This window comes from Actinomadura sp. RB99 (genome assembly GCF_014706005.1).
Lineage (GTDB): Bacteria > Actinomycetota > Actinomycetes > Streptosporangiales > Streptosporangiaceae > Spirillospora.
Map to the genome: position 1 here is coordinate 114,029 of NZ_JABMCA010000019.1, position 26,973 is coordinate 141,001.

The 26,973-nt window shown below is 73.4% G+C and carries 24 protein-coding genes; 12 read left to right on the plus strand and 12 right to left on the minus strand.

Going from position 1 to position 26,973, the window contains the following annotated elements; genetic code table 11:
• Positions 1-109: 109 nt before the first annotated feature.
• The 3 genes from amrb99_RS19490 (at position 110) to amrb99_RS19500 (ending at position 3,793) form a co-directional block, all read left to right on the plus strand.
• Positions 110-1,546: an MFS transporter gene (locus tag amrb99_RS19490; protein ID WP_206700009.1), complete on the plus strand. Its 1,437-nt coding sequence runs from the start codon at positions 110-112 to the stop codon at positions 1,544-1,546.
• A 64-nt stretch (positions 1,547-1,610) separates the two neighbouring features.
• A complete protein-coding gene (locus amrb99_RS19495) occupies positions 1,611-2,513 on the plus strand; it encodes a helix-turn-helix transcriptional regulator (protein WP_190857773.1) in 903 nt (300 codons plus the stop codon).
• 107 nt (positions 2,514-2,620) lie between these two features.
• Positions 2,621-3,793, plus strand: coding sequence for a HEAT repeat domain-containing protein (locus amrb99_RS19500; RefSeq protein ID WP_190857775.1), 1,173 nt, complete (start codon positions 2,621-2,623; stop codon positions 3,791-3,793).
• 37 nt (positions 3,794-3,830) lie between these two features.
• On the opposite strand, the gene amrb99_RS19505 is transcribed toward amrb99_RS19500, so the two are convergent.
• From amrb99_RS19505 to amrb99_RS19530, 6 genes are all read right to left on the minus strand, one after another.
• Positions 3,831-5,447 carry an amidohydrolase gene (locus amrb99_RS19505; protein ID WP_190857777.1) on the minus strand — a complete coding sequence of 539 codons (1,617 nt, stop codon included), beginning with the start codon at positions 5,445-5,447 and terminating at the stop codon, positions 3,831-3,833.
• 118 nt (positions 5,448-5,565) lie between these two features.
• A complete protein-coding gene (locus amrb99_RS19510; protein ID WP_190857780.1) occupies positions 5,566-6,384 on the minus strand; it encodes an ATP-binding cassette domain-containing protein in 819 nt (272 codons plus the stop codon).
• Positions 6,377-7,333 (minus strand): ABC transporter ATP-binding protein, encoded by a 957-nt coding sequence (locus tag amrb99_RS19515; RefSeq protein WP_190857782.1) that lies wholly within the window; start codon positions 7,331-7,333, stop codon positions 6,377-6,379. The genes amrb99_RS19510 and amrb99_RS19515 overlap by 8 nt, the downstream gene beginning before the upstream one ends.
• Complete coding sequence (locus amrb99_RS19520) at positions 7,333-8,184, minus strand: ABC transporter permease (protein ID WP_190857784.1); 852 nt, start codon at positions 8,182-8,184, stop codon at positions 7,333-7,335. The genes amrb99_RS19515 and amrb99_RS19520 overlap by 1 nt, the downstream gene beginning before the upstream one ends.
• On the minus strand, positions 8,181-9,140 hold the full coding sequence (locus amrb99_RS19525; RefSeq protein ID WP_190857791.1) for an ABC transporter permease: 960 nt from the start codon (positions 9,138-9,140) through the stop codon (positions 8,181-8,183). Before amrb99_RS19525 ends, amrb99_RS19520 begins: the two co-directional genes overlap by 4 nt.
• The gene (locus amrb99_RS19530; RefSeq protein WP_190857793.1) at positions 9,137-10,756 is read right to left on the minus strand and encodes an ABC transporter substrate-binding protein; all 1,620 of its coding nucleotides are present in this window, start codon (positions 10,754-10,756) and stop codon (positions 9,137-9,139) included. Before amrb99_RS19530 ends, amrb99_RS19525 begins: the two co-directional genes overlap by 4 nt.
• 158 nt (positions 10,757-10,914) lie before the next feature.
• Between amrb99_RS19530 and amrb99_RS19535 the strand changes: the two genes are divergently transcribed.
• Both amrb99_RS19535 and amrb99_RS19540 read left to right on the plus strand, forming a co-directional pair.
• Positions 10,915-11,985 carry a LacI family DNA-binding transcriptional regulator gene (locus amrb99_RS19535; RefSeq protein WP_190857798.1) on the plus strand — a complete coding sequence of 357 codons (1,071 nt, stop codon included), beginning with the start codon at positions 10,915-10,917 and terminating at the stop codon, positions 11,983-11,985.
• 208 nt (positions 11,986-12,193) lie between these two features.
• Positions 12,194-14,596: a cellulase family glycosylhydrolase gene (locus amrb99_RS19540; RefSeq protein ID WP_190857805.1), complete on the plus strand. Its 2,403-nt coding sequence runs from the start codon at positions 12,194-12,196 to the stop codon at positions 14,594-14,596.
• A 54-nt stretch (positions 14,597-14,650) separates the two neighbouring features.
• On the opposite strand, the gene amrb99_RS19545 is transcribed toward amrb99_RS19540, so the two are convergent.
• Positions 14,651-15,094, minus strand: a complete 444-nt coding sequence (locus tag amrb99_RS19545) for a LysR substrate-binding domain-containing protein (RefSeq protein ID WP_190857904.1) — start codon at positions 15,092-15,094, stop codon at positions 14,651-14,653.
• Positions 15,095-15,114: 20 nt separating this feature from the next.
• Between amrb99_RS19545 and amrb99_RS19550 the strand changes: the two genes are divergently transcribed.
• Entirely contained in the window at positions 15,115-15,414 is a 300-nt protein-coding gene (locus amrb99_RS19550; RefSeq protein WP_206700010.1) for a hypothetical protein, read from the plus strand.
• A gap of 28 nt (positions 15,415-15,442) precedes the next feature.
• On the opposite strand, the gene amrb99_RS19555 is transcribed toward amrb99_RS19550, so the two are convergent.
• Entirely contained in the window at positions 15,443-15,925 is a 483-nt protein-coding gene (locus amrb99_RS19555; protein ID WP_190857810.1) for a carboxymuconolactone decarboxylase family protein, read from the minus strand.
• A gap of 422 nt (positions 15,926-16,347) precedes the next feature.
• Between amrb99_RS19555 and amrb99_RS19560 the strand changes: the two genes are divergently transcribed.
• The 4 genes from amrb99_RS19560 to amrb99_RS19575 all read left to right on the plus strand — a co-directional run bounded on the left by amrb99_RS19560 (position 16,348) and on the right by amrb99_RS19575 (position 21,118).
• Positions 16,348-17,808, plus strand: a complete 1,461-nt coding sequence (locus amrb99_RS19560) for an FG-GAP-like repeat-containing protein (protein ID WP_190857811.1) — start codon at positions 16,348-16,350, stop codon at positions 17,806-17,808.
• 260 nt (positions 17,809-18,068) lie between these two features.
• On the plus strand, positions 18,069-18,800 hold the full coding sequence (locus amrb99_RS19565) for an alpha/beta hydrolase (protein WP_190857814.1): 732 nt from the start codon (positions 18,069-18,071) through the stop codon (positions 18,798-18,800).
• A 146-nt stretch (positions 18,801-18,946) separates the two neighbouring features.
• Positions 18,947-19,450, plus strand: a complete 504-nt coding sequence (locus amrb99_RS19570; protein WP_190857816.1) for a DinB family protein — start codon at positions 18,947-18,949, stop codon at positions 19,448-19,450.
• A gap of 72 nt (positions 19,451-19,522) precedes the next feature.
• Entirely contained in the window at positions 19,523-21,118 is a 1,596-nt protein-coding gene (locus amrb99_RS19575) for a class I adenylate-forming enzyme family protein (RefSeq protein WP_190857818.1), read from the plus strand.
• Between the two features lie 113 nt (positions 21,119-21,231).
• Here the strand turns inward: amrb99_RS19575 and amrb99_RS19580 are convergent, their stop codons facing one another.
• Positions 21,232-21,879, minus strand: coding sequence for a TetR family transcriptional regulator (locus tag amrb99_RS19580; RefSeq protein WP_190857820.1), 648 nt, complete (start codon positions 21,877-21,879; stop codon positions 21,232-21,234).
• Positions 21,880-22,002: 123 nt separating this feature from the next.
• On the opposite strand from amrb99_RS19580, the gene amrb99_RS19585 reads away from it, so the two are divergent.
• Complete coding sequence (locus amrb99_RS19585) at positions 22,003-22,788, plus strand: SDR family NAD(P)-dependent oxidoreductase (protein ID WP_190857822.1); 786 nt, start codon at positions 22,003-22,005, stop codon at positions 22,786-22,788.
• A gap of 57 nt (positions 22,789-22,845) precedes the next feature.
• On the opposite strand, the gene amrb99_RS19590 is transcribed toward amrb99_RS19585, so the two are convergent.
• Positions 22,846-24,255, minus strand: coding sequence for an MFS transporter (locus amrb99_RS19590; protein ID WP_190857824.1), 1,410 nt, complete (start codon positions 24,253-24,255; stop codon positions 22,846-22,848).
• Between the two features lie 85 nt (positions 24,256-24,340).
• On the opposite strand from amrb99_RS19590, the gene amrb99_RS19595 reads away from it, so the two are divergent.
• On the plus strand, positions 24,341-24,790 hold the full coding sequence (locus tag amrb99_RS19595) for a MarR family transcriptional regulator (protein WP_190857826.1): 450 nt from the start codon (positions 24,341-24,343) through the stop codon (positions 24,788-24,790).
• 4 nt (positions 24,791-24,794) lie between these two features.
• On the opposite strand, the gene amrb99_RS19600 is transcribed toward amrb99_RS19595, so the two are convergent.
• Both amrb99_RS19600 and amrb99_RS19605 read right to left on the minus strand, forming a co-directional pair.
• The gene (locus amrb99_RS19600; RefSeq protein ID WP_190857828.1) at positions 24,795-26,453 is read right to left on the minus strand and encodes a multicopper oxidase family protein; all 1,659 of its coding nucleotides are present in this window, start codon (positions 26,451-26,453) and stop codon (positions 24,795-24,797) included.
• Positions 26,446-26,943 (minus strand): hypothetical protein, encoded by a 498-nt coding sequence (locus amrb99_RS19605; RefSeq protein ID WP_190857830.1) that lies wholly within the window; start codon positions 26,941-26,943, stop codon positions 26,446-26,448. Before amrb99_RS19605 ends, amrb99_RS19600 begins: the two co-directional genes overlap by 8 nt.
• Between the last annotated feature and the right edge of the window lie 30 nt (positions 26,944-26,973).

Genomic DNA, 26,973 nt, shown 5'->3' on the forward strand with positions numbered 1-26,973 from the left:
ACCGTTCGACGATGGGACTCGCCTTCGCTGACCGAAGGCCCTGAAGAAGCGAAGAAGCTTCGTTTCCACGCCCGAGCACCAACGTCCGTGGGAAGGAGTCTCCTTGTCTGTGACCGAACAAGGCATCCAGCGCGTGCGCGATAGGGAGAGGTTCGGGCCGCGTCTGGTCGGCGCGCTCATCGTCCTCGCCTGCGCGGTGGGACTGGATGTGAGCAGCGTCGCGGTCGTGAACGCCGCGCTGCCGGCGATCGGACGCGGCCTGTCGATGAACGAAGCGACCCTGCAGTGGCTGATGACCGGCTACGCGGTCACTTTCGCCGGGTTCCTGCTGTTCAGCGGTCGCCTTGCCGACATCTTCAGCCGCCGGGCGGTGTTCGCCCTCGGCGTCGGCGTGTTCACCGTCGCCGCCTTCGCCGCGGCGATGGCGCCGACCCAGGGTGTCCTCATCATGGCCCGGTCGCTCCAGGGCGTGGGCGCCGCCGTCTCCGGGCCCGCGGCGATGGCCCTGCTGTTCCAGCTCTTCCCGGAAGGGCCGCTGCGCAACCGGGCGCTTGGTGTCTACACGGCCGTCGGCGCGTCGAGCTTCAGCGCGGGGCTGGTGTTCGGCGGCCTGCTCACCGGCGCCTTCGGCTGGCGGTCGGTCTTCGTCTTCAACGTGATCGCCGGGACCGCCGTGCTGGCGGGCTTCAAACTGCTGCCGCCCGGCACCTCGAATCGCCGTCCACTGGACATGCCCGGCGCCGCCATGGTCACCGCGGGCCTGCTGCTGGCGGTCTTCGGGATCAGTCGCGGTGGTGAGCAGGGGTGGGGAGACCCCTACGCCATCGGCGCCCTCGCCGTCGCCATGTGCGCGCTGGTCGCCTTCACCGTCTGGGAGGCGCGTACCGCCGAACCGCTGCTGCCGTTCTCCATCTTCCGCTCGGCCCCGGTGCGGGCGGCGACCCTCGCGGCCGTGGTGTTCTACGCCGTCGTCATCTCGGTCCTGTTCTTCGCGCCGCTCTACATGCAGGGCATGCTCGGCTACAGCCCGTTGGAGTCCGGGCTGGCGATGGTGCCGATGGGTGCGCTCGTAGCCCTTTTCGCGAACGTCGCGACCCGGTTGATGACACGTGGAGCCGGCCAGCGGGCCCTGATGGTCCTCGGCCTGCTGCTCATCGCCGGCGGGGTCGCCTACTTCACGCGCACGCCCCTCGGCGGTGGATACCTGCCCGATATCCTGCCTGGCGTCGCCCTGATGGGCATCGGGCAAGGGCTGGCGTACGCCGGGCTGACCGCGGCCACCGTCACCGGCGTGCCGCAGCACCAGCATGGCGTCGCAGGTGCCTTCAACATCACCGCGCAGCAGGTCGGTGGCAGCGTGGGCACGGCGGTCTTGGTGGTGATCGCGGCGGGGGCGGCCTCGGGGCCGGGCCAGGAGCAGCAACTGCACGGCTACCACACCGCGTACCTGCTCTCCTCGATCGTCGCGGTGATCGGCGCCGCCGTCATCGCCGTGATGCCGGGGCTGCGGCTTGCGGCATCCGATCCGAGACGACGCCCCATCTGAAGCTGGTATTCACCGGGCCAGGCATGGACTGGGCACGGGGCGGCCCTCAGCACAGACTGGATACATGGAGTCCAACCACGAGCTTGCCGATTTCCTGCGCTCCCGGCGAGACCGGCTCCGGCCGGAGGACTTCGGGTTGCCCCGTGGCAACCGCCGGTCTCCCGGGCTGCGGCGGGCAGAGGTCGCGCAACTGTCGGGCATCAGTGTCGATTACTACATCAGGCTGGAGCAGGGCAGGACCGGGCGTGTGTCGTCCGCTGTGCTTGACGCGCTGGCCCGTACGCTCCGCCTGGCCCCGGACGAACGGGACCATCTGTACCTGTTGGCGCGCGCCGACGGGATCCCGCGCCGTGCGACGAGGAGCGAGCGGGTCCGCCCCAGTGTCCACCGGATCCTCGAACTGCTGGCGTCCAGCCCCGCGTACGTCATCGGGCGCCGGATGGACGTGCTCGCCTGGAACCCGATGGCCGCCGCGCTGATCACCGACTTCGGCGCGCTGCCGGCCGGGCGGCGAAACCTGCTGTGGCACGCGTTCTGCGATCCCGCCGCGCGCTCGCTGTACGTCGACTGGGAACAGGTGGCGCGACAGGGCATCGCTCACCTGCGCCTGTCCGCGGCGCGGCATCCCGACGATCCCGGGATCGCCGCGCTCGTGGGCGAGCTGTCGGTGAAGAGCGAGGAGTTCCGTACCTGGTGGGCCCGCCATGACGTCAAGGACCGGGGCAGCGGCCGCAAGGAGTTCAGCCATCCCGCCGTCGGGCGGTTCACGCTCGACTATGACGCTCTCCTGCTGCCGGACGGGCCCGACCAGCACCTGATCACCTACACGGCGCCGAAGGGCGGTCCGGCCGCCGATGCCCTCGAACTGCTCGCGGTGATCGGCACCCAGCGACTCGGCGGGGCCGATCACCTGGAGGCGGTCGAGAGAGCTCACGACGTCGACGAGGCTCCTGGGAACACCCGCTGACCCGGCACCTCGTCCCGGCGTTCCGAGGTAACGGCACCACATGGCATCGGATCCGGCCACCGGCTTGCTCGAGTACACGAAGTGGCCATTTCGGCATTATGGGCGACATGAGAAAGAGCGATCCGCTGGCAGGGCTCGATGCTGTCGAGTGGACCCGGCTCCGCCACGCCTACGGGACGGCCGGAAACGTTCCCGGACTTCTGCGCGCTTTGATGTCCCCTGACGAGAACAAGCGAGAAAACGCTCGTTCCGCGCTGCACGACAATGTCTGTCATCAGGGTTGCAGGTACGAGGCGGCAGCACCGACAGTGCCGTTCCTGCTGGCGATCGCCGCAGACCGTTCGATGCCTGACCGTGCCGAGCTTCTTCAGCTGGTGTCGGAACTAGCGGTCGGATGGGCCGACGAGCACCTGCCGCTAGGCGTCGATATCAAGGGTTGGCGGCGCGAACTGGCCCGAATGCACGCGGCGGACCCGCGGAAGGAGCAGCGCGGCGCCCGCGACGAAGGTCTGGTCTTCGACGACTTCCAGGAATCCCTGCACGAGACCACCGTCGCATTGGCCGCCTACGATGCGGTCCGCGCCGGATTGCCGACCGTGCACAGCCTGCTGAGCGACCCGGACTCCAGCGTGCGGGCCACCGCCGCATACCTGCTGGGCTGGTTTCCCGAGGAGGCCGCCGCGTCGACCCCGCCGCTGCGCGCGTTGTGGAACGTCGAGACCGTCCCGGCCGTCACCGTCAACGCGATCATCTCGCTGGGGCTGCTGTCCGACGGCGGCCTCATCGACCGGATGCGGGATCAACTCACCGGCGACGAACCGCTCGCACGCTACGGCGCCGCCATCGCGCTGATCCGCATGGGCGTCACGGACGCCGCCGTCATCGCCGAACTCGCCACGGCCTGTACCCGCCCACCCGAGGCGGACGGTCCCGGGTTCCTGGGGTGGGACCTGCGGGCCTATGCCTCCGAGAGCCTGGGCATGCTGGGCGGTGCGGCACCCGCCGAGGCGGTCGACAGCGTGTTGGACGGCCTTTCCCGCAGCAGCGACTTCGGGGTATGCCCGGTGGCCGCGGCCGCACTGCGGCTGACCTTCGGCGCACCGCCGCGCCCCTCGCTGCCGCCGCTTGACCAGCTCACACCCCTGCAGCGGCGTACCGTCCGCACCCTGGCCTCACTGCCCGAGACCACTTGGCACATTCTCGACTTCCGCGAGCTACTTGAGGCCTGGGGCGTCTCCGGCGACCGGGACACCTGCCGCCGCTACGCCGGTCTCGCCTGAACGACCCCAACGCTCGGCCGAACGGGCTCCCTGCGTATCAGACGAGTGGCTCCGGGTGGACCTGCTCGCCTTCGACGAACGTGGCCTTGACGGTCACCTCGGCGAGCCGTTCCGCCGGCACGGTGTACGGGTCTGCGTCGAGCACCACCAGGTCGGCGTACTTGCCCACCTCGATGGTCCCGGTCTCGGTGTCGAGGTGGTTCACGCGGGCGCTGCCGAGCGTGTAGGCGGTGAGCGCCGTTGCCAGGTCGAGCCGCTGCTCCGGCAGGAACTCCTCCGTGTCCTCGCCGGGCGCCACCCGGTTGACCGCCACGTGCAGGCCCCACAGCGGGTCGGGGCTGCTCACCGGCCAGTCGCTTCCGGCGGCCAGGGCCGCCCCGGTGCGGTCGAGGGAGCCGAAGGGGTACTGCCAGGACGCGCGCTGCGGCCCCAGGAAAGGGATGGTGAGCTCGTCCATCTGCGGTTCGTGCGCCGCCCACAGCGGCTGGATGTTCGCGGTCACGCCGAGGGCTGCGAAGCGGGGCACGTCGTCGGGGTGCACGACCTGCAGGTGGGCGATGTGGTGCCGGTTGCCGCCCGGCCCGTTGATCGTCCGCGCGCGGGCGAAGGCGTCCAGGGCCTCCCGGACGGCGCGGTCGCCCACCGCGTGGACGTGCACCTGGAAGCCCGCGGCGTCCAGCAGTGTCACGTATTCCTGGAGCTCGCGGGGGTCGATGAAGCTCATCCCGTGGTTGCCGGTGCTGCAGCCGCAGCCGTCGAGATAGGCGGAGGTCATGGCGGCGGTGAAGTTCTCCGCGACGCCGTCCTGCATGATCTTGACGGTGCCGGCGCGGAACCGGCCGGCGCCGCCGCGGCGGGCCAGGAGTTCGGGGATCTGCTCGGCGCCGCGGTCCCTCTCCCACCACAGGGCACCGGCGACCCGGCCGGTCAGCGTGCCCGCCTCGGCCGCCGCCAGGTACGCCCGCTGGATCTTCGGGTCGACCATCGCGTCCTGCCAGGCGGTGACGCCGGCCGCGTGCAGTCGCCGCTGCCCCGCGTGCAGGCCGCGCAGCAGCTCGTCGCCGGTCGGTTCGGGGACCAGCCGTCCGACGAGGCGGGCCGCGCCCTCGTGCAGGGTGCCCTGCGGGGTTCCGTCCGGCTCCCGCTCGATCCGGCCGTCCGCGGGGTCGGGTGTCGCGGCGCCGATCCCGGCGAGGTCGAGGGCTCTGGTGTTGACCCAGACCCCGTGGCCGTCCTGGTTCACCAGGTGGACCGGGCGGTCGGGCACCACGGCGTCGAGGGCGGTGCGGGACGGGGTCCCGCCCGTGAACCAGTCCATGGCCCAGCCGCCGCCGACGATCCACGGCAGATCGGGATGGGCTTCGGCGTAGTCCCGGACGACCCGCAGCGCCCCGGCGGCGTCCCCGGCGGCGGCGAGGTCGCAGCGGATCATGGTGAGCCCGGCCATGACCGGGTGGACGTGCGCGTCCTGGAAGCCGGGCAGCAGCGCGCCCCCGCCGAGATCGACGATCCGGGTGCCGGCGCCGGCGAGCGGCCGGATGTCCGGTTCGGATCCCACGGCGGTGATGCGGCCGGACTCGACCGCCACGGCGGTCGCCGTCCGGCCGGTCACCGTGCGGACCAGGCCGTTCCGGAAGATGAGATCGGTGGGCATGGGAGGCTCCTCAGAATGATGCGGGCCGCGACGGCGGCCGGCATGAGCTCGACCGGTGACAGCTCGCGGCTGCGGTACGGGCGCAGTGCGTGCGTCGCGGAGAGGTGGGGGAGGCCGTTCACGGGCTCTCCTCGGCGAGGGCACGGCGGTCGGCGGCGATCCGGGCCGGATCCCAGCCGCGCCGCGGGATCGAATCGAGCAGGAGACGGGTGTAGGGGTGCTCGGCGCCGGCCAGCACTCTCGCGGTGGGCCCGGACTCGACGACCCGGCCCCGGTGGAGCACCAGGACGTCGTCGGCGACGTGGCGTACCAGCGCGAGGTCGTGGCTGACGAACAGGTAGGCGATCCCGAGGGTCTCGCGCAGTTCGCGCAGCAGCTCGACGATCTGCGCCTGGATCGAGACGTCCAGCGCGGCGGTCGCCTCGTCGAGGATCAGCACCTTCGGCTCCGTGGCGAGCGCGCGGGCGAGGGCCGCGCGCTGGCGCTGCCCGCCGGAGAGGCGTTTCGGAAGCGCGCCGGCCTCCCTCACGCCCAGGCCGACCCGGTCCAGGAGTTCGTCCCTGCGGGCGAGCCGCTGCGCCCGGCTGAGATCGAAATGCAGGCGCAGCGGTTCCTCGACGCAGTCGCCGACGGTGATCCGGGGGTCGAGGGACAGGTAGGGGTCCTGGAACACCATCTGGATCTGCCGGGCCCGTTCGAGGCGCGCGCCCCGCCCCCTTGCCGGCCCCGTGCGGTCGGACCCGCACGCGCTGATCCGCCCGCTGTCGGCGCGTTCCAGGCCGACGAGCAACCGCGCGGTGGTCGTCTTCCCTGAGCCGGACTCGCCGACGAGGGCCAGCGAACCGCCGGCCCGCAGCGTGAACGACACGTCGTCGACGGCGACCTGCCCGCCGAAGGACTTGCGCAGGCCCTCGGCCTCCAGCACGGGCTCAGTCATGGATCGGTTCCTCCGCTCGCAGGCACGCCACGTGCGCCGCCTCGATCCGCCGTAGGACGGGCTCCGCCTCGGTGCATCGCTCGACCGCGCGAGGGCACCGCGCGGCGAAGGCGCAGCCGGGCGGCGCCTCGGCCAGCGACAGCGGACGGCCCGGGATTCCGTGCGGCGGCCGGGGGGAGTCGATGCGCGGCGTCGCGGCCAGCAGTCCCGCCGTGTACGGGTGGCGGGGCCGGTCGAAGAGATCATCGGCGGACTGCGTCTCGACGATCCGTCCCGCGTACATGACGTAGATCCGGTCGCAGATCGCGGCGGCCAGTTCCAGATCGTGGGTGACGAACAGCATCGCCATCCCGCGCTCGGCGCGCAGCCGGGTCAGGATCGAGACGACCTCCGCCTGGGTGGAGACGTCGAGCGCGGTGGTCGGCTCGTCGGCCAGCAGCAGCCGTGGTCCTCCGGCGAGCGCTCCGGCGATCATCACGCGCTGGAGCATGCCGCCGGAGAACTCGTGCGGGCGCCTGCGCAGTGCCCCGCGCGGGTCGCGGATTCCCACCGACTCCAGCAGCGACTCCGCCTCCTTCAGCGCCTGCCGCGCCGGCGTCCCCGCGGCCCGCAGGCCCTCGGTGACGAAGTCGCCGATGCGGCGCAGCGGGTTGATGGAGGCGCGCGGGTCCTGGAACACCATCGCGGCCTCGCGGCGCCGCAGCTCCGTCAACCGCGCGGCACCCATGGCGAGGACGTCCTCGCCGCCGACCCGCAGCCGGCCGGTGGCCGTCGCCCCGTCCGGCAGAAGGCCCAGGACGGCCCGGCAGGTGACCGACTTCCCCGATCCCGACTCGCCCACCAGGCCGACCGCCTCGCCGGGGGCGACGTGCAGGGACACGCCGTCCAGGATCGGGCGGGCCGCGCGGCCCCGCGCCAGCCGAACGCCGAGGTTCTCGATGTCCAGCATCACCGCTCCCGCTTCGCGACCCGGTCGGCGATGCCCTCGCCGACGATGCCGAAGGCCACCACGGCGATCACGATGGCGGCGCCCGGCGCGAGCGCCGGGAGCAGCGCGCCCTGCAGCAGGGCGGGCGCCCCCTCGTTGATCATCGCGCCCCAGTCCGGGGTGGGCGGCTGGACGCCGAAGCCCAGGAAGGACAGCGCGGCCAGGTCCATCAGCGCGTACCCGAAGTTGATCGCCGACTGCGCCAGGACCAGCGGGGCGATGTTCGGCAGGAGATGGCGCAGGCAGATCGTCCGGCCGGAGCATCCCTGCACCCGGTACGCCTGGATGTAGGGGCGGGTCATCTCCTGGCGCGCCACGCCGCGCACCAGCCGTCCGACGTAGGGGGTGTACGCGACGCTCATCGCCGCGACCGGAGCCGCGAGCCCGGAGCCGAACATCGCCACCAGCACGATGGCCAGCAGCAGCGCCGGGAAGGCGAACACCAGGTCCATCACCCGCGACAGCACCGTGTCGACCGGTCCGCCGCGCCACGCGGCGGTCAGGCCGACCAGCAGGCCGAGCACCGTGGACGCGACGACGACGGCCAGGGGTTCGAGCAGTCCCGTCCGCGCGCCGTAGATCAGCCGCGTCAGGATGTCGCGGCCGGACTGGTCGGCGCCGAGCGGGTGCGCCGCGCTCGAACCGCTGAGGGTGGCGGACAGATCGACCGCCTCGGGATCGTGCGGTGCGATCAGCGGTGCGAACACGGCCAGGACGACCAGGACGCCCAGCACGGCGAGCGCGGCAGTGACCAGGCCGTCCCCTCCGCGCAGCCGCGGCACCGCCCTCCGCCGCAGGGGCAGGGCGCTCATGCGGCACCTCCCTTCGCGTGGGTCAGGCGCGGGTCGATGAACGGGTGGAGGAGGTCCACGAGCAGGTTGGCTCCCACGAAGGCCAGGACCACCAGGAGGCTGACGGCCTGCACGACCGGGAAGTCCTTGACGGTGACGGAGCTGACGAGCAGCTGGCCGATGCCCGACAGCCCGAACGCGGTCTCCACGATCGACGTGCTGACCAGCAGCCCGGCCACGACCGTCCCGGTGACCGTGCTGATCGGGCCGAGCGCGTTGCGCAGCACGTGGCGGCGGATCACCGCCGCCCGGGGGACGCCGCGCGAGCGGGCGACCTCGACATGCTCGCGCGCCAGTTCCTCCAGCATGGAGGCGCGGGTCACGCGGGCCAGCAGTCCGGCGAAGGTGAGCGCCAGCGCGATCGCGGGCAGCGTCAGATGGGCGGCCCGGCCGCCGAGGCCGCTGCCGTTGCCGAACGCCGGGAACCAGCCCAGCTTCACCGAGAAGACCGAGATCAGCGCGATCGCCGCGACGAAGGCGGGGGTCGCGGTGGCCACGCCGGTCCCCACGAGGACGAGCCGGTCGACCAGCCCCGGCCGCAGTGCCGACAGGGCGCCGAGCGCCAGCCCGGCGAGCAGGATGAGCACGGCCGCGTAGCCGACCAGCCACAGCGTCGTGGGCAGCCGGGCGGCGATCAGGCCGGCGACGTCCTGCCGGAACTGCACCGACCGGCCGAAGTCCCCGCTCAGCGCTCCGCCCGCCCACTTGAGGTACTGCACGGCGAAGGGGTCGTCGAGGTGGTACTGCGCCCGGACGGCCGCGATCGCCTGCGGCGAGGCCGCGCGGCCGTTCATCAGGAACGCGGCGGGATCGCCCGGTGCGAGATGAACGGAGGAGAACACCGCGATCGATGTGGCGACCAGGGTGACGAGCAGTCCGGTGAGGCGTCGGACGAGGAATCCGGCCGGCGCGCTCAACCGGCTGCTCCCAGCGGCGCCGCCCACGGGTACTCCAGCTGCGCGATGCTGGTCGGCGCGCCGGTCACCCGCTTGTTCAGGAACAGGCTGTGCGGGACCTCGTACAGCGGGATCCACACCAGATCGCCGACGGCGATCCGCTGGAGCTCGGCGACCACGGCCGCCCGCTTCTGCGGGTCGGGCTCCGCGTTGGCCTGGTCCACCAGCCGGTCATAGCGCGGGTTGGAGTATCCGCCGTAGTTGCTGAAGTTGCCGGTCTGCAGGATCCCGTAGAACTCGAGCGGATCGGGTGTCGAGTCGTACCAGGTCGTCATCACGAGGTCGAGCCCCGCTCGCGCCTTCGGATCGGAGAACAGTGCGGTGTAGGCGTCCGGCGCGACCGTCCTCAGCCTGACTTCCAGCCCGATCTCCCGTCCGGCGGACTGGACGGCGTTGGCGATGACGGCGATCTCGGGAGCCAGCGTGCTGGTGGCCATGACGATTTTCCGGCCGGTCGCCCCGGCGTCCCGGACGAGCTTCTTCGCCGCGGCGACGTCGCGCGCGGGTCGGGGCAGACCGGCATAGGCCGTCTTCGCCACCGCGGGCGCGATGGCCCAGGCGCCGGTCGCGGCCGGCGCCCGGGCCGGCGTGCCGACCCCGGCCGCCCCGGCCTTGATGATCCCGGCCCGGTCCAGGGCCATCGACAGCGCCCGCCGGACCCGGACATCGCCGAGCGTTCCCTTGAGGTTCGTCGGGATCAGGCTGACGGCGGTGGTGTTGGGCCCGAAGTAGAGCTTCCCGGCGGACGAGGCGCGCAGCTTCGCGAACCCGGACGGAGGCAGCAGGTACCCGCCGTCGACCTGCCCGGACAGCAGAGCGTTCACCCGGGCGGCCGGGTCCTGGATGAAGACGTTCTTGATGGTGCCGGTCTTCGGGGCCAGGCTCGGATCCCAGTAGCCCTCGAACTTCTTCAGCGTGATGGCCTGCCCTTTCTGCCAGCTCTCCAGGGCGTAGGGGCCCGTGCAGTCGACGCCGCCGTCGGGCGTGCCGTACTCCGCGCCGGCCTTGGCGAGGAACCGGGCGCTCTCGATGGTCCCGGCCGAGGTCCCCATCTCCTCGTTGAAGAGCTGGTCGGGCTTCTTGAGCCGGACCGTCACCTGCATCGGCCCGGTCTTGTCGATCGACGCGACGTTCTGGAAGGACGAGATCCAGTACGAGCCGACCTTGGGGTCCATGTGCCGCCGCAGGCTCGCGACGACGTCCTCGGCGGTCAGCGCGGATCCGTCGTGGAAGCGCACTCCCGAGCGGATCGTGTAGACCCACCGTTCGGCGTCCGGTGACGCGGCGGTCGCCAGACCCGGCACGATCTTCAGGTCCGGCGTGATGCGCTGGAGCTGCTCGCAGACGTTCGCCAGGACCGTGTTCGGCGGATAGTCGTAGGCGTGGGCGTAGTCCAGCGACTGCGGTTCGGCGTACAGCGACCACGTGACCGAGGCGAGAGGCCCTCCCGCCCGCGGGGTGTCCTTGGAGATCTGGAACGCGGCCGAGCCGGCCGTGCCCGTCTTGGAGGCACCGCCGCAGGCGGTGGCCGCGAGCGCGATGAGGGCCGTCGCGGCTGTGAATCGGGCGGCGCGCAATGGACCACCTCTTTCTCGAACAGGCCGCGGCTCACGGCGCGGCGAAGTGCGGCCAAGTATTGGTGAAGGAACGTTCCCGCACAAGGCTTTGCAGGAACGATTCCGCAGAGCTGGACCAGGGGTACCGCAACGCCCCGGCAGCTGACAGGATCTGGTGGATGAGTCCACCCGCACCGCGAGTCCGGCTGGTCGACGTCGCCCGGGCCGCCGGCGTCTCCAAGACGACCGTGTCGGCCGCGCTGAACGGGTCCGGCAGGTTGCCCGAGGCCACGCGCCGCCATGTCCGCGACGTCGCCCACCGCCTCGGCTACCGTCCGAACGCCACCGCGCGCCTGCTGCGCGCGGGGCGCACACGGCTGCTGGGGCTCGCGGTCCGCGAGTACTCCGAGACGCCCTGGGTCTACTCCGAGCTCGCCTACTTCTCCCAGCTGGCCAACGCCGCCAGCCGCACCGCCCTCGGGCACGGCTACGGCATCGTCCTGCTGCCCACGACCTCGCCGGGCGACTGGTGGCTGGACCTGCCCTTGGACGGCGCCATCGTCATCGACCCCACGGCGGACGACCCGATGGTCGCCGACTTCCTGTCCGGCGGAATCCCCGTGGTGAGCGACCGCCGCGCGCTGGACGCCTCAGGCCGTCCCGAGGACGCGGAGAGCCTCGGACGCTGGGTGGACTTCGACTACGCGGCCGCCGCACTGAGCGTCCTGGACCATCTGGCCTCCTCCGGAGCGCGCCGCGTCGCGCTGGTCACCGCGATGTCCACCTCCAGCTTCTTCGAGGAGTCCGAGCGCGCCTACCGGGCCTGGTGCGAAGACCACGGGCAGGAGCCTCTGCTCACGGCCACCGCCGCACCGGGCCATTCGGAGGCGCTGGAGGCGGTCGACGAACTGCTCGCGGCGGCCGGTGAGCCGCCCGACGCGCTGTTCACCCTGGTCGAGACCAGCCCGCCGCTGCTGCTGGACCGGCTCCGCCGGCACGGCCTGTCCGTCCCTGACGACCTGCTCCTGGTGGCCACGACCGAGGACCCCACCGCCGCCTTCAGCGACCCGCCGGTCACCACGCTCAGCTTCCTGCCCGCCGAGACCGCCAAGGCCGGCGTGGAACTCCTGGTGGACGCCTTCGAAGGCCGCGACACCCCCCGGGGCCACCTCTTCACGGCTCGTCTCGACGTCCGCGCCTCCTCGACGCCCCGAACCCGCCGGGCGGCCCGCGAGGAGAGCAGGACCTGATCCGGCCGGCCGGAAGGGCCCGGCCGCCGATGCGGCAGCGCCCTCCCGTCGTACTGCAGGCGGAACCCGCGGCACCGCCCTGCCGTCGGTGCGGGTCCGGTGACCTTCCTCGGGCCTGGCGGGGCCGCCCGTTCCTCGGGCTCCTGCAGGGGCTAGTAAATGTGAGACTTATTCATGTACTTTGGCGATCCCCCGTGAAGGAGATCGCATGGGTTCGCGACGGCTCGTGCCGACGGTCGTGGGCGTGGTCCTGGCCCTTCTCATCGCCGGAGCGCTGATCGATCCGGTCGGGTTCTTCGCGCTGCTGGGGATGCCCGGGCGTGCGATGCCGGCCGCACGGTGGCAGGTGGCGCCCCTCGCCGTCTACGTGCCGCTGCTGGTGGCGGGCACGGCGCTCGTCGCGGCGGCTTTCGGGCATCTCGATAGGCGGACGCGGTTCGCGACGGTGTGGGCGGGGTTCGTGCTGGCCGCCGTGGTCGCGAAGGCCGTCATGGCCCTGGCGGCCACCGTGCCCGCGCTGAACGTCGCCGACCTGCTGTGGGCGACGAGCTTCACCGTCCCCAAAGCCGCCCTGTACGCACTGGTCCCCGCCGCGGCGACCCTTCTCGTGCGGGCGGGCGAGCGCCCGGACGGGGAGCCCGCGCACCGAGCGCACTGGCCGATCGCGGTCATCGGCGTCGCGGCGGTCGCGATGACCGGGCCGTGGGTGTCCTCGCACTGGTCACGGGACCTGCCGCACGGCCTGCCATCGGCCTCCCCGCAAGGCGGGGCGGCCGGGCTCCTCGCGGGCCTGCTGGTCCTGCTCCTCGCGCTCGCCCGCACGCAGCGGACCTTCGCGCGCCGGTCCCGCACGGCCGCCGGGGCCTTCCTCGGCGGATGGCTGGCCGCGATGTGGGCGGGCATCGTCCTCGGGGCCGTCCAGGTCGCCGGGCTGGTGGTCGTGGACGGGCCGGGTGCCCCCTTGCAGACACCCGCCGCGCTGTGGGTCCGTCTCGGTGAGGGCGCGTCCTTGGGAGCCGCCGCCGGCTGGGTGCCCGGGCTGCTCGCCCTTCTGGCCGCTCGCGGCGCATTCCGGTGGCCCGCGGCGCGGACCGTCCAGGCCACGGCCCTGGTCACCGCGGTCGTGGTCGCCGGTGCGGCGGGGGCGGTGGCCGCCGCGCGTCCCGAGCCGCCGCCCGCGCCCCGCAAGGCCGCGGCCGCCGCGTCCGGGACGGAGTTGTCGGCGTTGCGGGTCGTGCGGGGGAAACGGCCGCGGATCGTCGACGGCGAGGGACGGCAGGTCCTGCTTCGCGGGGTGAACGTCAACCAGCTCGTCGACTTCTACGCGCCGCGCCCGGGCGTCCCGGCGACGCTGCCGCTCAGCGAGGACGACTTCGCGCAGATGGCCGCGCTCGGGCTGAACGTGGTGCGCCTGGGGGTGTCGTGGTCGCGGATCGAACCGCGTCCCGCCCGGTACGACGAGGGGTACCTGCGGCAGATCGACCAGGCCGTGGCCTGGGCGAAGAAGCACGGGCTGTACACGGTGATCGACATGCACCAGGACGGCTGGAGCAACGCGCCCACTCCCCGAGGGACGTCCTGCCCGCCGGGCACGTCCAGGATGGACGGCTACGACGGCGCGCCGGCGTGGGCGACCAGGACCGACGGCGCGCCCCGCTGCCAGTTCACCGGACGCGACATCTCGCCCGCGGGGGACCGCGCGTTCACCAACTTCTACTACGACCGCGACGGCGTCCAGAGCCGCCTGGTCAAGGTGTGGGCCATGCTCGCCGCACGCTTCGGCGCCGACCCCGCGGTCGCCGGGTTCGACCCGCTCAACGAACCGGGCTTCGGCGAGCAGGCGCCGCTGACCTCGACGCTGCTCCTCGGCCGCTTCTACGACCGCGTCCTGCGCGCGGTCCGCGCCGCCGAGAGCCGCCCGCACCCCCTGTTCCTCGAACCGAGCATCTTCTGGTCCGGCACCGGGTTCGACGCGGTCCCGCGCGGCTCCTTCACCGCCGATCCCGACATCGTCTTCGCGCCCCACCTGTACGCCGAGTCGATCACCATGGACGCCTCGCTCGGCCTCCCCGTCATGACCTCCGTCGAGCACGGCTTCGTCCTCGCCCGGCGCGCCGCCGGCGACATGCCGGTGTGGAGCGGCGAATGGGGCTTCTGGGGCGACGACGGCCCCGTGGCCGACCGGCTGCACCGCTACGCCCGCCAGGAGGACGGCGACGCGATCGGCGGCGCGTTCTGGGTCTGGAAGCAGGCGTGCGGCGACCCGCAGAACGGCATCGAACCCACCGGCAACGGACTCAACAACCTCGACTGCGCGACGGGACGCTTCCTGCCCCGCGACGCGGCCGCCGTCCAGGAGATCTCGCGAGCCTTCCCGCACGCCGCCCCGGGCATCATCACCTCACTGCGGTCCCTTCCCGGCGGACGGCGGACGTTCCGGCTCACCGGGAGATCATCCGCGGGCGGCTGCGTCCTGGAGGTCTGGGTGCCGGGGGACGAACGCCCCGCCCCCGCCGCGACCGGCATCGACCGGATCGACGCGCGACGGGTCGAAGGCGGCTGGATGGTCACCGGCTGCGCCCACGGCTCCTACCGGCTGACGCTCGACTGAACACGGGCGAGAGCCGGCAGCCGGTGTTCCGTCAGGGGATCGAGGCTACCGGGGTCAGGTGGTGCGGCTCAGCGCTTCCAGCAGGTGGCGGACGGCCGGGACGGGCGGGCCCGGCCGGACGGCGAGGAAGGTCGTCATCGCGGGGGCGACGAGGCGGGCGACGGTGACGCGGGGGAGCTCGGGGAGGCCCGCCACCTCGTAGAAGACGGTCCAGGACGGGGCGCCCACGCCGATGTCGGTGAGGGTCTCCTGGAACGTGGTGAAAGGCGGTCCGGACGGTGGTTCGATCCCGGCCTTCCGGCAGGCGCCGGTGATGAGGTCGTGGAAGGGCGCGTTGTCCTCGCGCGGTGCGAGGCGGAGGGGGAGGTCCGCCAGGTCCGCGAGGTCGAGTGCGGGGCGGTGCGCCAGGGGGTGCCCGGCGGGCAGGGCGACGTACAGCGGGTCCGTCCAGACCGGGAGCAGTTCGAGGCCGGGGGCGTCGGTGAGCGCGCGGACCAGCGCGGCGTCCTGACAGGAGCGTGAGGTCGTTGCATCCCCTCGTCGTCACCCCGGAGACCGCGGAGGTCGTCGAGCTTCCGGCGGGCGGGCTGGTCGTCGTCCCGCCGCGGCTGCCGCACGCCTTCGGCGCGGTGGCCGGTACCGGCGCGGACCTGCTGGCCGTCCTCACGCCGGGGGTCGAGCGCTTCGGCTACTTCCGGCGGCTGGCCCGCGTCCAGCACGGGTTGGAGCCGTTCGACGGGCTGCGGTCCGAGCAGGACCGCTACGACGTGCACTTCGTGGACGCCGAGCGCTGGTCGTCGCTGCGGGGCGGCCGGTGAACGCGACCGGCCGCCCCCGCGCGCGGGGTCAGCCGGCTCGGCCGGGCTCGTAGTCGCCGCCGCGCTGGTCGACGATGACGGCCATGCGGTTGGTGGCGTTGATCAGGGCGATGAGCATCACCAGGTCGGACAGCTGGTCCTCGTCGTAGTGCTCGGCGGCGTCCGCCCATGCCCGGTCGGTGACGCCACCGCCGGCGTCGGCGATGCGGGTGCCCTCCTCGGCGACCTGCAGGGCGGCGCGCTCGGCGTCGGTGAACACCGTGGACTCGCGCCAGGCCGCGACCAGGTTGATGCGGGTGGCGCTCTCCCCGGCGTGCGCGGCGTTCTTGCTCCACACGTCGGTGGCGTAGCCGTCGCCGTTGATCTGGCTGGCGCGCAGCACGACCAGCTTCTGGGTCTCGGGCGGCAGCGTCGATTCCTGGAGGATCGTCTGGCTCGCCGCTCCGAAGTGCTTGGCGGCCTTGGCGGCGGTCGTGGTCGGGTCGCCGAAGAGGTTCAGGCGAGCAGCCATCGTGAGCTCCTTTGTGTCGTGAGCGGTCGGACAAGAGATGCCGGCGACCCGGGATCTGTGACGGCCGGACCAAGGTGGCGTACGCCACATGTCCGCCTCGGGGGCGATCCGTCGTCCGCCGCCGTTGACGTCCCGTTGATGCCGGACAAGCCGGTCGGAGCGGGTGAAATTGATCTTCATCCGCTACGATCCGATTCGCCGGTTGTGTGCGACGGCGGCGACGCGCGTCCACCGTGCCGGCCGCCGTTCGCGCCGTCCGGTGCGGCCGCCCGCGAACGATGGGAAACCGTTTCCCCCGCGACGGCGTCGAAGATCTTGGTCGGCGGCGCGGGCTTCGCGGCCGCCGGGCGTCCCCCCAGGCGTGGCCTCCTTCCCGGTCGTCCGGGAGAACCGGCCGCTCCCCCGAATGCGAGGAGACCTCCATGAATTCGTCCGGCCGGCGCCTGACGCTGGCGGCCCCGGTGGCCGCGCTCGCGCTGGCGGCCGCAGGAGTCGTGGGCACGGCAGGGACCGCGAACGCGGCTCCCCGTCCGCCGCGAGGCGACGCGGTCGTCCAGGCGGCCCCTTCCCTCATGGCGCCGAAGGTCGCCGCCTCGGCGGCGGCCGCCGCGCCCGCCTCGGCGAAGCTGTCGCTGACGGGCCAGTACCAGAACACGAACTACAAGTGCGTGCCCACCTCGGCGTCGATGAGCCTGTCGACGTTCGGCGTGTCCGTCAGCCAGGACACCCTGGCCGCCAAGATGGGCACGACGGCGTCCAAGGGCACCACCGGCAACCAGGCGCTGCCCGTCATGAACGGGTACACCGACCCGCTCGGCTACAGCTACGGCTTCGCCAGCGCCTCGACGGCGTCGACGATGATGGCGCAGGTCTCCTACGACGTCGGCGTGCTCAAGCGGGCCCCCGTCCTCGGCGTGTGGATGGAGAAGCTGCCCTGGAACGCCGGCATGAGCGGCTCCAAGGTCGGCCACGCGATCATCGCCTACGGCTACAGCACCAGCGCCGGCACGATCACCGTCTGGGACCCGTGGAAGCCCACCGGCGGTTCGCACACCATCAGCGCCGCGAAGCTCGCCGCGGACATGCAGCCCAGCGGCATGTTCAAGGTCACCGGCCACACCGACGCCGACCTGTCCAGCGTCGGGGACATGACCGGGGACGGCACCGCCGACCTCGCCGGTGTCGACCGCGCGACCGGGAAGCTCTGGCTCTACCCCGGCCCGAAGCTGGCCGCCGCGGACCGGCGCCTGATCGGGACCGGCGGCTGGAACGGCATGACCGAGCTCACCGGGATCGGCGACCTCACCGGTGACGGCAAGCCCGACCTCATCGCCGCCCAGAAGTCCGACGGGACGCTCTGGCTCTACCCCGGCGGCACCAACGCCCTGGGGACCCGCATCAAGATCGGGACCGGCGGCTGGAACGGCATGAAGGACCTCACCGGCATCGGCGACCTCACCGGTGACGGCAAGCCCGACCTCATCGGGGCCAGGAAGTCCGACGGCACGCTGTGGCTGTACCCCGGCGCGTCGAAGGCGCTCGGCAGCCGCATCAAGATCGGGAACAGCGGCTGGAACGGCATGACGAAGCTGGTCGGCGTCAAGGACATCACCGGTGACGGCAAGCCCGACATGATCGCGGTGCGGATCTCCGACGGCACGCTGTGGGTCTACCCGGGCGCGTCGAAGGCGCTCGGCACCCGCAAGGAGCTCGGCTCCGGCTGGGGCGGCATCCGCTCGCTCACCTACACCGGTGACATCACCGGCGACGGCGTCGCCGACCTGATCGGCGTGCAGAGCAACACCGGCGTGATGTACGTCTACGCGGGCCGCTCGACCGGGTTCGCCGCGCGCGTGCAGCTGACGTCCGGCTGGAACGGCTGACCCTCGTCCGCAGGCACCATGGCCCCGCGCCGGATCCCGGCGCGGGGCCTTTGCGCGCGGCCACGCGATCGCGTCCGGGGAGCCTCCGGAAAATCCGTTGGCGGGACGCGGCGGCCGCTGCTACCTTGCCGGAGGCCGTGCGAGAGACCGAGGAGGTGGTACCCGTGAACGAATCGACATGGGTGCTCCCCTCAGGGGTCACGGTCGGGCGGTAGGTCGTCCGGGAGCGCCGTTCGCGAGCACTCCCGAAAGGCACGACCATGCACGTCACTTCCGAACAGCGCCTCGACGACGGTGTCCTCGAGCGCGGATTCACCCTCGGCGAGATCCCCGGCATCCTGTGGACGCCCGGATCCGCGTCCGCACCGGCTCCGCTGATCCTTATGGGCCACCCCGGCGGACTGAGCAGGATGTACCCCCGGCTGGCAGCGCGGGCCCGGCACGCCGCGGCGGACGGCTACGCCGCGGCCGCCATCGAGCTCCCCGGCAGCGGCGACCGGCCCCGCCTGGCGGACGTCGACGAGGCCCGCGCCGACCTGCGCCGGGCGCTGGAGGCCAGCGAGCCGGTCGGCGACGGCATCGTGGACCGGCTCATCCTCCCGCTGGTCGGCGAGGCGGTCCCGGAATGGCGGGCCGCCCTGGACGCCCTCCTCGCGCTGCCCGGGATCGGCGGCCCGGTCGGGTTCGCGGGTGGGCCGATCTCCATCGGCGTCCGGCTGGCGGTGGTCGAGCCGCGCATCTCGGCCGCCGTCCTGTTCGCGGGGAGTTTCGTGCCCCGCGCCATGTTCGAGGAGGCCCGGCAGGTCACCGTCCCGCTGCTCGTCCTGCTGCAGTGGGACGACGAGGGGAACGACCGGCAGATGGCCCTGGACCTGTTCGACGCCTTCGGATCCAGGGAGAAGACGCTGCACGCCAACATGGGCGGGCACACCGGCGTCCCGCGGTTCGAGGGGGACGACGGGAGCCGGTTCTTCGCCCGCCACCTGAGGTAAGGCGGCGCCTCGCAGGTCGCCGCGGTGGTGTCCCGTCCAGGCCGGGGGCGCATGGCCTTCTTGCCGGAACGGCAAAAAATCGTGCCGAGCGCGGCGCGTCCACCGAGACTGGCCAGGTCACCGACCCGCCTGATCTGGAGGCCGCCATGCCCGGCACCGCGCATCGCAAGCGCCGCGGCGACACCCCGCCGCCCCGGACGGGGAGCGGCGAGATCGAGACCCTGCGGGGGTTCCTCGACTACCTGCGCACCTCGATCGCCGCGAAGGTCGACGGCGCGCCGGAGCCGCAGGTGCGGACGGCCGGGGTGCCGTCGGGCACGAACCTGCTCGGCCTGCTCGACCACCTCACCTCCGTCGAACGCTCGATGTTCCTCGGCGACGAGGTCGCCGACTGGCAGGCGACGTTCCAGGCCGCGCCGCAGGACGGCGTGGCCGACGTCGTCGGCCGCTACCGGGAGGCGGTGCGGCGGGCGAACGAGGTGCTCGACGGGTGCGCCGATCCCGGCGCGCCCGTCCCCCGGCCGCGGACGGCGGGACGTCCCGCCCCCAGCGTCCGGTGGGCGCTCGCGCACATGATCGAGGAGACCGGCCGCCACGCGGGCCACGCGGACATCCTCCGCGAACTGATCGACGGCTCGACCGGCCGCTGACCTCCCAGGAGATCGCGGCCCCTCCGGTCTGTGGGATCTTTCGGGCAGCCGTCGACGTCCGAGGAGGCACCTGTGACCAGTCCCTTCGACCGGGAGACCGTTGCGGCGTACCGGGCCGCCGGCTGGTGGGGTTCGGAGACCGTGGCCGGGCTCGTCCGGCGGCACGCGGCACGGCGGCCGGACGACGCCGCCTACATCACGGCGGACGGAGCGCTGTCGTGGTCGGCCTACGAGGAGCACTCGACGCGGCTGGCGAAGCATTTCGCGGGGCTGGGCCTGGAGCCGGGCGAGCGGGTGGCGGCGCTGCTGCCGGACGGGCCGGCCTGGCACGTGACCGCCGTCGCGGCGGAGAAGGCCGGGCTCGTGCTCGTCGGCGTGGGGGCGCGCGCGGGCCGACGCGAGCTGCGACATCTGCTCGAACGGACCGGCGCGCGCGCCCTGGTGACCCTCGGCGAGCATCGCGGCGAGCCGTCCACCGGCCTGGTGGCGGAGCTGCGCGCCGACGGCGCCGTCCTCTCCCACCACGTGGTCGTGGACCGGCTCGGACTCCCGGACGACCCGCGCGAAGGCGACCCGTCCGGCCACGCGCTCGGCCCCGACGAGCTGGCCATCATCAACTCGACCTCGGGCACGACCGGGCTGCCCAAATGCGTGTCGCACACCCAGAACCGCTGGTTCTACTTCAGCGAGCTGGCGCGGCAGGCGGGGGCGCTGACCCCGGACGACGTGTTCATGGGCGCCGTCCCCGCCCCGTTCGGGTTCGGGCTGTGGACGGCGCACTTCTGTCCGGCGGTCCTCGGGATCCCGACCGTGCTGATGGAGCGGTTCGACGCGCACGCCGCGCTCGACCTGATCGAGCGGCACCGGGTCACCGTCCTGCACTGCGTGACCACGCAGTTCATCATGCTGCTGAACGCCCAGGAGGAGAAGGAGCGCGACCTGTCCTCGCTGCGCTGCATGTTCACCGGCGGCGAGGCCGTCCCCTACGAGCGCGCGGCGCGGTTCGAGGAGGCCACCGGCGCGAAGGTGCTCCAGTTCTACGGCTCGAACGAGACCGGCGCGCTCAGCCGCACGACCCTGGACGATCCGCCCGAGGTGCGGCTGCGCACCGCGGGCCGCGTCATCCCGGAGATGCGGGTGCGGCTGTTCGACCCCGCGGACGGATCCGACATCACGGGCAGCGGTCGTCCCGGGCAGCCCGGCTGCCAGGGCCCTGCGACGTCCCCCGGCTACTACGGCGACCCCGCCGCCGACCGCGCCCTGTTCACCCCGGACGGCTGGATGCTGATGGCCGACATCGTCGAGATCGACGCGGCCGGGTGCCTGCGCGTGGTCGGCCGGCAGAGCGACCTGATCATCCGGGGCGGCAAGAACATCAGCGCCGCCGCCGTCGAGGCGGAGGTGGGCACCCACCCGGCGGTCGCGCTCGCCGCGGCCGTCGCGATGCCCGACGAGGTGTTCGGCGAGCGCGTGTGCGTCTACGCCGAGCTGCGCCCGGGCGCCGAGCTGGACCTGGAGGCGCTCACCGGCCACCTGGCGGAGCGCGGCGTCTCCCGCGAATGGCATCCCGAGCGGCTCGTCGTGCTGGACCGGCTGCCCCGCTCGTCCGGCGGCAAGGTCGCCAAGGGGGAGCTGCGCGCCGACATCCGCCGCCGCCTCACCCACTGACCTCGGGCACCAGGGCATCGTCGCCGAGCAGGGCCGAGCGCATCGGCTCGGGCACCGGCACCGCCCGGCGGGGGATCGGCGGCGCCCGGCGGGGATCGGCGGCGCCGGCCGGGCTAGCGGGCCATCAGGCGGAGGCCGGCGGTCAGTTCGCGGAGGCAGCGCACCACGAGGTCCGCCGGGGATTCGGCGGAGCCGGCGTCCGCGGCGGCCCACGCCTCCAGCGAGACGCGGATCGCGCTGGTCGCGGCGGCGGCGACCAGGCGGATCTCCAGCGGGTCGGCGTCCGGTCCGGCGAGGCGGGCGAGGACGGGCAGGAGCCGCTCCTCGGAGTCGCTGTTGACTTGCGACCAGACGGCCCGCAGGGCGGGGTCGGTGCGGGCCGCGCGCAGCAGGCCGCGGGTCCAGCGCAGGGCCTCCTCCGCCACGTCGTCCTCGGGGGAGAGGGACGTGACCGCCGCGGATTCGAGCGCCCGGGCGAGGCCGACGTCCGGGCCGGTCTCGGCGAGCAGCGCGCGCCAGCGGTCCCCGCCGGACGACAGGAGCGGGCCGACCGCGTCCTGCTTGTTGCGGAAGTAGCGGTAGAAGGTGCGCAGCGCGACGCCGGCGCGGGACGCGATCTCCTCGGCGGTCGTGCCGTCCGGCCCCTTGTCGGCGAACAGTTCGGCGGCCGCGCGGGCGATGTCGAGCTGCGTCGCGGCCTTGCGGCGCTCGGTCAGCGAGGGTGGGCCCGAGCGGGACGGCCGGTCCTGCTTCGTGTTCATGCGGGAAGCCTACGTCCACCCGGGACAGTGAGGCATGAAGCGCCATTCTGACAAAACGTGCCACTTTGACGTACCGTGGACATCGAGGGGCCCTCCGGGCCCGCGATCCCACAGGGAGGCGACATGGACCGCTACAACGGACGCCGTGCACTGGTCACGGGCGGCGGCTCGGGCATCGGCCAGGCCACGGTGCTGCGCATGCTCGCGGAGGGCGGCGAGGTCGTGGCCGCCGACGTGAGCGAGGCCGGGCTCAAGGACACCGTCGCGAAGGCGGGCGGGCACGGCGGGCGCCTGCGCACGGTGCTCGTGGACGTCGCCGACGAGGCGTCCGTGCGCGCGGCGGTCGCGTCCGCCGTCTCGGCCCTCGGCGGCCTGGACGTCCTGGTCAACGCGGCCGGCATCCTGCGCTCCTCGCACACCGACCAGACGTCCCTGGCCGACTTCACCAGGGTGATCACGGTGAACCTGACCGGCACCTTCCTGATGATCCGGGAGGCGATCCCGGCGCTGCTGGAGGGCACCGGCCCGGCCGTGGTCAACTTCAGCTCGACGTCGGCGATGTTCGCCCACCCGTACATGGCGGCCTACGCGGCGAGCAAGGGCGGCATCCAGTCGATGACGCACGCCCTCGCCGCCGAGTACGGCAAGCAGGGGATCCGGTTCACGGCCGTCCAGCCCGGCTCGATCTCGTCCGGCATGACGGACGGGTCGGGGGAGAGCAGGCAGAGCCAGGGCCCCGGGCTGCCGGAGGACGCCGACCTCAACCTGTTCGCGAAGCTCTCCCCCGCGCTCGGAAAGGGGTTCGCCGGGCCCGAGGCGGTCGCGGGCGTCGTCGCGATGCTCGCCTCGGAGGACGGCGCCTTCATCACCGGCACCGAGGTCCGCATCGACGGCGGCACCCACTTCTGACCGTCCGCCGCGGGCGGGCGGTCAGAAGCGTGCGGGCGGTCAGAAGCGGGCGGGCGGTCAGCCGCGCCCGCGGTGCGGGAGGAGCAGGCTCGTCAGCGCGAGGGCCAGGGCGAGGCCGGCCGCGATGAGGAAGACCCGCTCGTAGCCCGCGGTCCGCGTCGCGGTGCCGGCGGCGGTGGTCAGCACGGCCAGCCCCACCGATCCCCCGACCTGGCTGGCGGTCTGCGCGAGGCCGCCGATGGTGCCCGCGTCGTCCTCGGGGACGCCGGCGGTCGTCGCGGCCATGAGCGTGGGGAAGGTCAGCCCGATGCCGACCGCGATGAGCAGCGTCGGCCCGAGGATGCCGGTGAGGTAGGCGGATCCGCCGCCGGCCTGGGACAGCCACCCGAAACCGGCCAGGAAGGCCGCGCAGCCGGCGAGGATCAGCGGCCGGACGCCGGTGCGCGGCAGCAGCCCGGCGGCCCGCCGCGCGGTCACCACGAACGTCACCGCCGCGGGGGTCTGCCCGAGCCCGGCCCGCAGCGCGCCGTAGCCGAGGACGTCCTGCAGGAACAGCGAGGTGAAGTACCACATCGCGATGGCGATCCCGCCGAAGAGCAGCAGCATGCCGGTGCCGGCGGCGACCCCGCGGACGCGCAGCAGCCGCGGCGGCATCATCGGCCGGGCCGCGAACCGCGCCTCGACGAGGACGAACGCGGCGAGCAGGAGCAGCCCGGCGGCGGCGGGTCCGGCGACGGCCGGGGACGTCCAGCCGTGGTCGGTGCCGTGCATGACCCCGTAGATCAGCGCGGCGAGGCCCGCGGTCCCGGTGGCGGCGCCGGCGAGGTCCAGCGGTTCCCGGCGGCCGGTGCGGGCGCCGGGCAGCGCCGCCAGCGCGACCGCGACCAGCACCGCGCCGATCGGCACGTTGATCAGGAACACCCACCGCCAGGACAGGCCGGTGGTGAGGGCGCCGCCCGCGACGGCGCCGGCCGTCCCGCCCACGCCGCCGGCGGCGGACCAGGCGCCGAACGCGCGGGCGCGCTCGCGGCCCGCGGCGAAGCCGGTGTTGATCACGGCCAGCGTCGCGGGGGCCAGCAGCGCGGCTCCCAGGCCCTGCGCGACGCGGGCCGCCACGAGGACCGCGGGGACCGTCGCCAGCCCGCCGGCCAGGCTCGACGCCGAGAACAGCAGGATTCCGGCGGCGAGCGTGCGGCGGTGGCCGAACAGGTCGGCGGCGCGGCCGCCGAGCAGCATGAACCCGGCGAAGGCGAGCAGGTAGCCGTTGACCACCCAGGCCAGCCCGGCGGGCGAGAAGCCGAGGTCGCGGTCGACCGACGGCAGGGCGACGTTCACGATGGACGAGTCCAGGATCACCATGAACTGGCAGGCGCACGCCAGCGCCAGGACGAGCCAGGCGGGTCTCGTGCCGCCGCCGGGCGGGGTCTCGGTCGTGCTGCCGCGGGTGACGGCGCTCTTCGCGGTCATGACGGCTCCTCGGCTAGAATTAGTTATGCGGATAACGTTATTTGCATAATAGTTATGCGCATAACCAAGCTGTCAAGGAGCGCCCGTGGACTTCGACCGAGCCGACGCCCTCAACCAGGCGATCCGCCTGCTGAGCCTGCGCCACCGGGCCCGGACCGCCGAGCTGCTGGCCCCGCTCGGCCTGCATCCCGGCCAGGAGGCGCTGCTGCTCGAACTCGCCCGGACCGGCCCGGTGATCCAGGCGAAGCTCAGCGAGGCGCTCGGCGTCGAGCGGCCCAGCGTCACGCTCATGGCCCGCAAGCTCGAAGCCGCCGGCCACATCCGCCGCGCCCCCGCGCCCGGCGACCAGCGCGCCACCGTCGTCGAGCTCACCGACGCCGGCCGCGCCGTGACCGAGCGGGTCAAGCGGCTCTGGTGCGACCTCGCGGAGGAGACCGTGGCCGGGCTGCCCGCCGCGACCGTGGCGGAGCTGCCCGCCCTCCTCGCCGCCCTGACCGGCAACGTCGACGCCAAGCGCCGCCGCCGCGAGGGCTGAGGCGTCAGACGACGTCGAGGTTGGCCATCATCCCCATGTCCTCGTGCTCGGCGTTGTGGCAGTGGAAGAGGTAGCGGCCGCGGTAGCCGTCGAAACGCGCGATGATCTCGACGGCCTCGCCGGGCCGCAGCGCGACGGTGTCCTTGAGCCCGGCGTCGCGGGGCAGCGGCCGCCCGCCGCCGCGCGACAGCACCCGGAAGCCGGCCAGGTGCAGGTGGACGGGGTGGTGGACGTCGGCGACCAGCCGCCACACCTCGATGTCGCCGAGCCGGACGGTGACGTCGGTGCGCGCCGGGTCGAACGCCTTCCCGCCGATCAGCCAGCCGTGGCCGCCGCCCATGCGCCCGGCGCGGAACGAGAGGTCCCGGACCCGGACGGCGTCGGACCGGCGCCAGGACGGCAGGTCGGTGGACAGCACGCGCGGGACGCGGCCGCCGTCCCGGGCCTTGCGCGCGACCCGGAACGCCATGACGTCGCGCGTCCGGCCGGAGCCCAGCCGGTTGGCGATCCGGACGCGGGCTCCGACCGGGACGTCCGAGAAGTCGATGACCAGGTCGTAGCGTTCGGCGGGCGCGATCGGCAGCGTCCGGTGGGCGACCGGCGCCGCGAGCAGGCCCTGGTCGGCGCCGACCTGGACGAGGTCGAGGCGGCGCCCGTCGTCGGTGACCGCCTCCAGCTCGTAGTGCCGGGCGTTCGAGGCGTTCAGGACGCGCAGCCGGTACCGGGCGGCGTCGACCTCGTGCACGGGCCACGGCGCGCCGTTGACCAGGATCACGTCGCCGAGGACGCCCGCGAGGTAGGGCTCCTGGACGCCCGGCCGATCGCGCAGCGAGGGGTCGAGCGCGGGGTAGGCGAGGGCGCCGTCCGCGCCGAACGCCCGATCGGCGATCATGAGCGGCAGCTCGCGGTGCCCCGAGGGGAGGCCGAGCGCCTCCTCGGCGTCGTCGCGGACGATGTGCAGCCCGGCGAGGCCCCGCCAGATCGCGGGGGCGGTGAAGTCCATGCGGTGGTCGTGGTACCAGAGCAGCGTCGGCCGCTGGTCCAGCGGGAACGTGTAGTCGCGCGTGAGCCGGGTCTCCACCGCCCGGGGGTCGCGCATCCCGCTCATGCCGTGCATTCCGCCCATGCCGTGGTGGCCGCCCCGCATGCCCTGCGCGGTGCCCGGCCACCCGTCCGGCAGGACGAGGTCGGTCGGATAGCCGTCGGACGCCGCCGGGGTCCGCCCGCCGTGCAGGTGGACGACGGTCGGCACGGGCAGCTCGTTGCGGTGCCGGACGGTGACGGGACGGCCGCGCCGCGACTCGATCGTCGGCCCGGGGAAGACGCCCTCGTACGTCCAGAGCGGCGTCCGCACCCCGGGCAGGATCTCCGCGGTCGCCTCCCGCTGGGTGATCTCGTACCGGTCGATGCCGCCCGCCGTGCCGACCGGCTTCAGGACGGGCGGGATCGGCAGCGGCACCTGGAACGGCGGCGGCAGCGGCACCTCGCTGCGCAGTTCGGCGCCGGTGCGCGGCGGGCGGCGGGCCAGCGCGTGCGCGGTGGTCAGGCCGGTGAACGCCACGAGCCCGAGTGCACCGCCGATGCTCAGGACATGCCGCCGGGCGAGGCCGCGGGCGTGGTCGCCCCAGTCGGTGTCCGGCCGATCGGTCTCGTGCTCACTCATCGCCGGTCTCCTGCCGCTCGGGCGCCGCCGCGATCCGCGCCCGCTCGGGCCGGTCCTCCGGCCGCTGTCCGAGCGGCCGGCGCCACACGTCGACGAACTGCACGACGAGCGCGGCGATGGTCGCGACGCCCAGCGGGAGGTGCAGCCACAGCGCGCCGCCCATGCCGGCGAAGTACTGGACGGTCTCGGCCGCGACCAGGGCCAGCGTCGCGAGGAACGGCCCCGCCCGCCGCAGCCTGACCCACACGGCGACCGCCGCGATCAGCTGGACGTAGCCGAGGGACGTGGTGACGTTGGCGCCCGCCTCGTGCAGGCGCAGCCCGTCGTAGTCGCCGCTCAGGAACACCCCGGCGAACACCGGCTGCCCGAAGATCGCGACCACGTGCGCGCTGACGACGGCCCGGAAGGCCCATGCGGACGGTCTCGTCCGGCGTGCGGTCCCGGACCGGGCCGGGACGGCCGGGCGGAACTCGTCGGCCGCGGTGACCATGGTGCGCCTCCTCGCTCTCTCGATGCGCGA

Bases quoted from the DNA above. Each gene is read 5' to 3' on its own strand.
- amrb99_RS19605 (WP_190857830.1), bottom strand. From the start codon at position 26,943: ATGGTCACCGCGGCCGACGAGTTCCGCCCGGCCGTCCCGGCCCGGTCC.
- amrb99_RS19495 (WP_190857773.1), top strand. From the start codon at position 1,611: ATGGAGTCCAACCACGAGCTTGCCGATTTCCTGCGCTCCCGGCGAGAC.
- amrb99_RS19540 (WP_190857805.1), top strand. From the start codon at position 12,194: ATGGGTTCGCGACGGCTCGTGCCGACGGTCGTGGGCGTGGTCCTGGCC.
- amrb99_RS19585 (WP_190857822.1), top strand. From the start codon at position 22,003: ATGGACCGCTACAACGGACGCCGTGCACTGGTCACGGGCGGCGGCTCG.
- amrb99_RS19580 (WP_190857820.1), bottom strand. From the start codon at position 21,879: ATGAACACGAAGCAGGACCGGCCGTCCCGCTCGGGCCCACCCTCGCTG.
- amrb99_RS19500 (WP_190857775.1), top strand. From the start codon at position 2,621: ATGAGAAAGAGCGATCCGCTGGCAGGGCTCGATGCTGTCGAGTGGACC.
- amrb99_RS19600 (WP_190857828.1), bottom strand. From the start codon at position 26,453: ATGAGTGAGCACGAGACCGATCGGCCGGACACCGACTGGGGCGACCAC.
- amrb99_RS19505 (WP_190857777.1), bottom strand. From the start codon at position 5,447: ATGCCCACCGATCTCATCTTCCGGAACGGCCTGGTCCGCACGGTGACC.
- amrb99_RS19520 (WP_190857784.1), bottom strand. From the start codon at position 8,184: ATGAGCGCCCTGCCCCTGCGGCGGAGGGCGGTGCCGCGGCTGCGCGGA.
- amrb99_RS19510 (WP_190857780.1), bottom strand. From the start codon at position 6,384: ATGACTGAGCCCGTGCTGGAGGCCGAGGGCCTGCGCAAGTCCTTCGGC.
- amrb99_RS19590 (WP_190857824.1), bottom strand. From the start codon at position 24,255: ATGACCGCGAAGAGCGCCGTCACCCGCGGCAGCACGACCGAGACCCCG.
- amrb99_RS19555 (WP_190857810.1), bottom strand. From the start codon at position 15,925: ATGGCTGCTCGCCTGAACCTCTTCGGCGACCCGACCACGACCGCCGCC.
- amrb99_RS19535 (WP_190857798.1), top strand. From the start codon at position 10,915: ATGAGTCCACCCGCACCGCGAGTCCGGCTGGTCGACGTCGCCCGGGCC.
- amrb99_RS19570 (WP_190857816.1), top strand. From the start codon at position 18,947: ATGCCCGGCACCGCGCATCGCAAGCGCCGCGGCGACACCCCGCCGCCC.
- amrb99_RS19565 (WP_190857814.1), top strand. From the start codon at position 18,069: ATGCACGTCACTTCCGAACAGCGCCTCGACGACGGTGTCCTCGAGCGC.
- amrb99_RS19515 (WP_190857782.1), bottom strand. From the start codon at position 7,333: ATGCTGGACATCGAGAACCTCGGCGTTCGGCTGGCGCGGGGCCGCGCG.
- amrb99_RS19560 (WP_190857811.1), top strand. From the start codon at position 16,348: ATGAATTCGTCCGGCCGGCGCCTGACGCTGGCGGCCCCGGTGGCCGCG.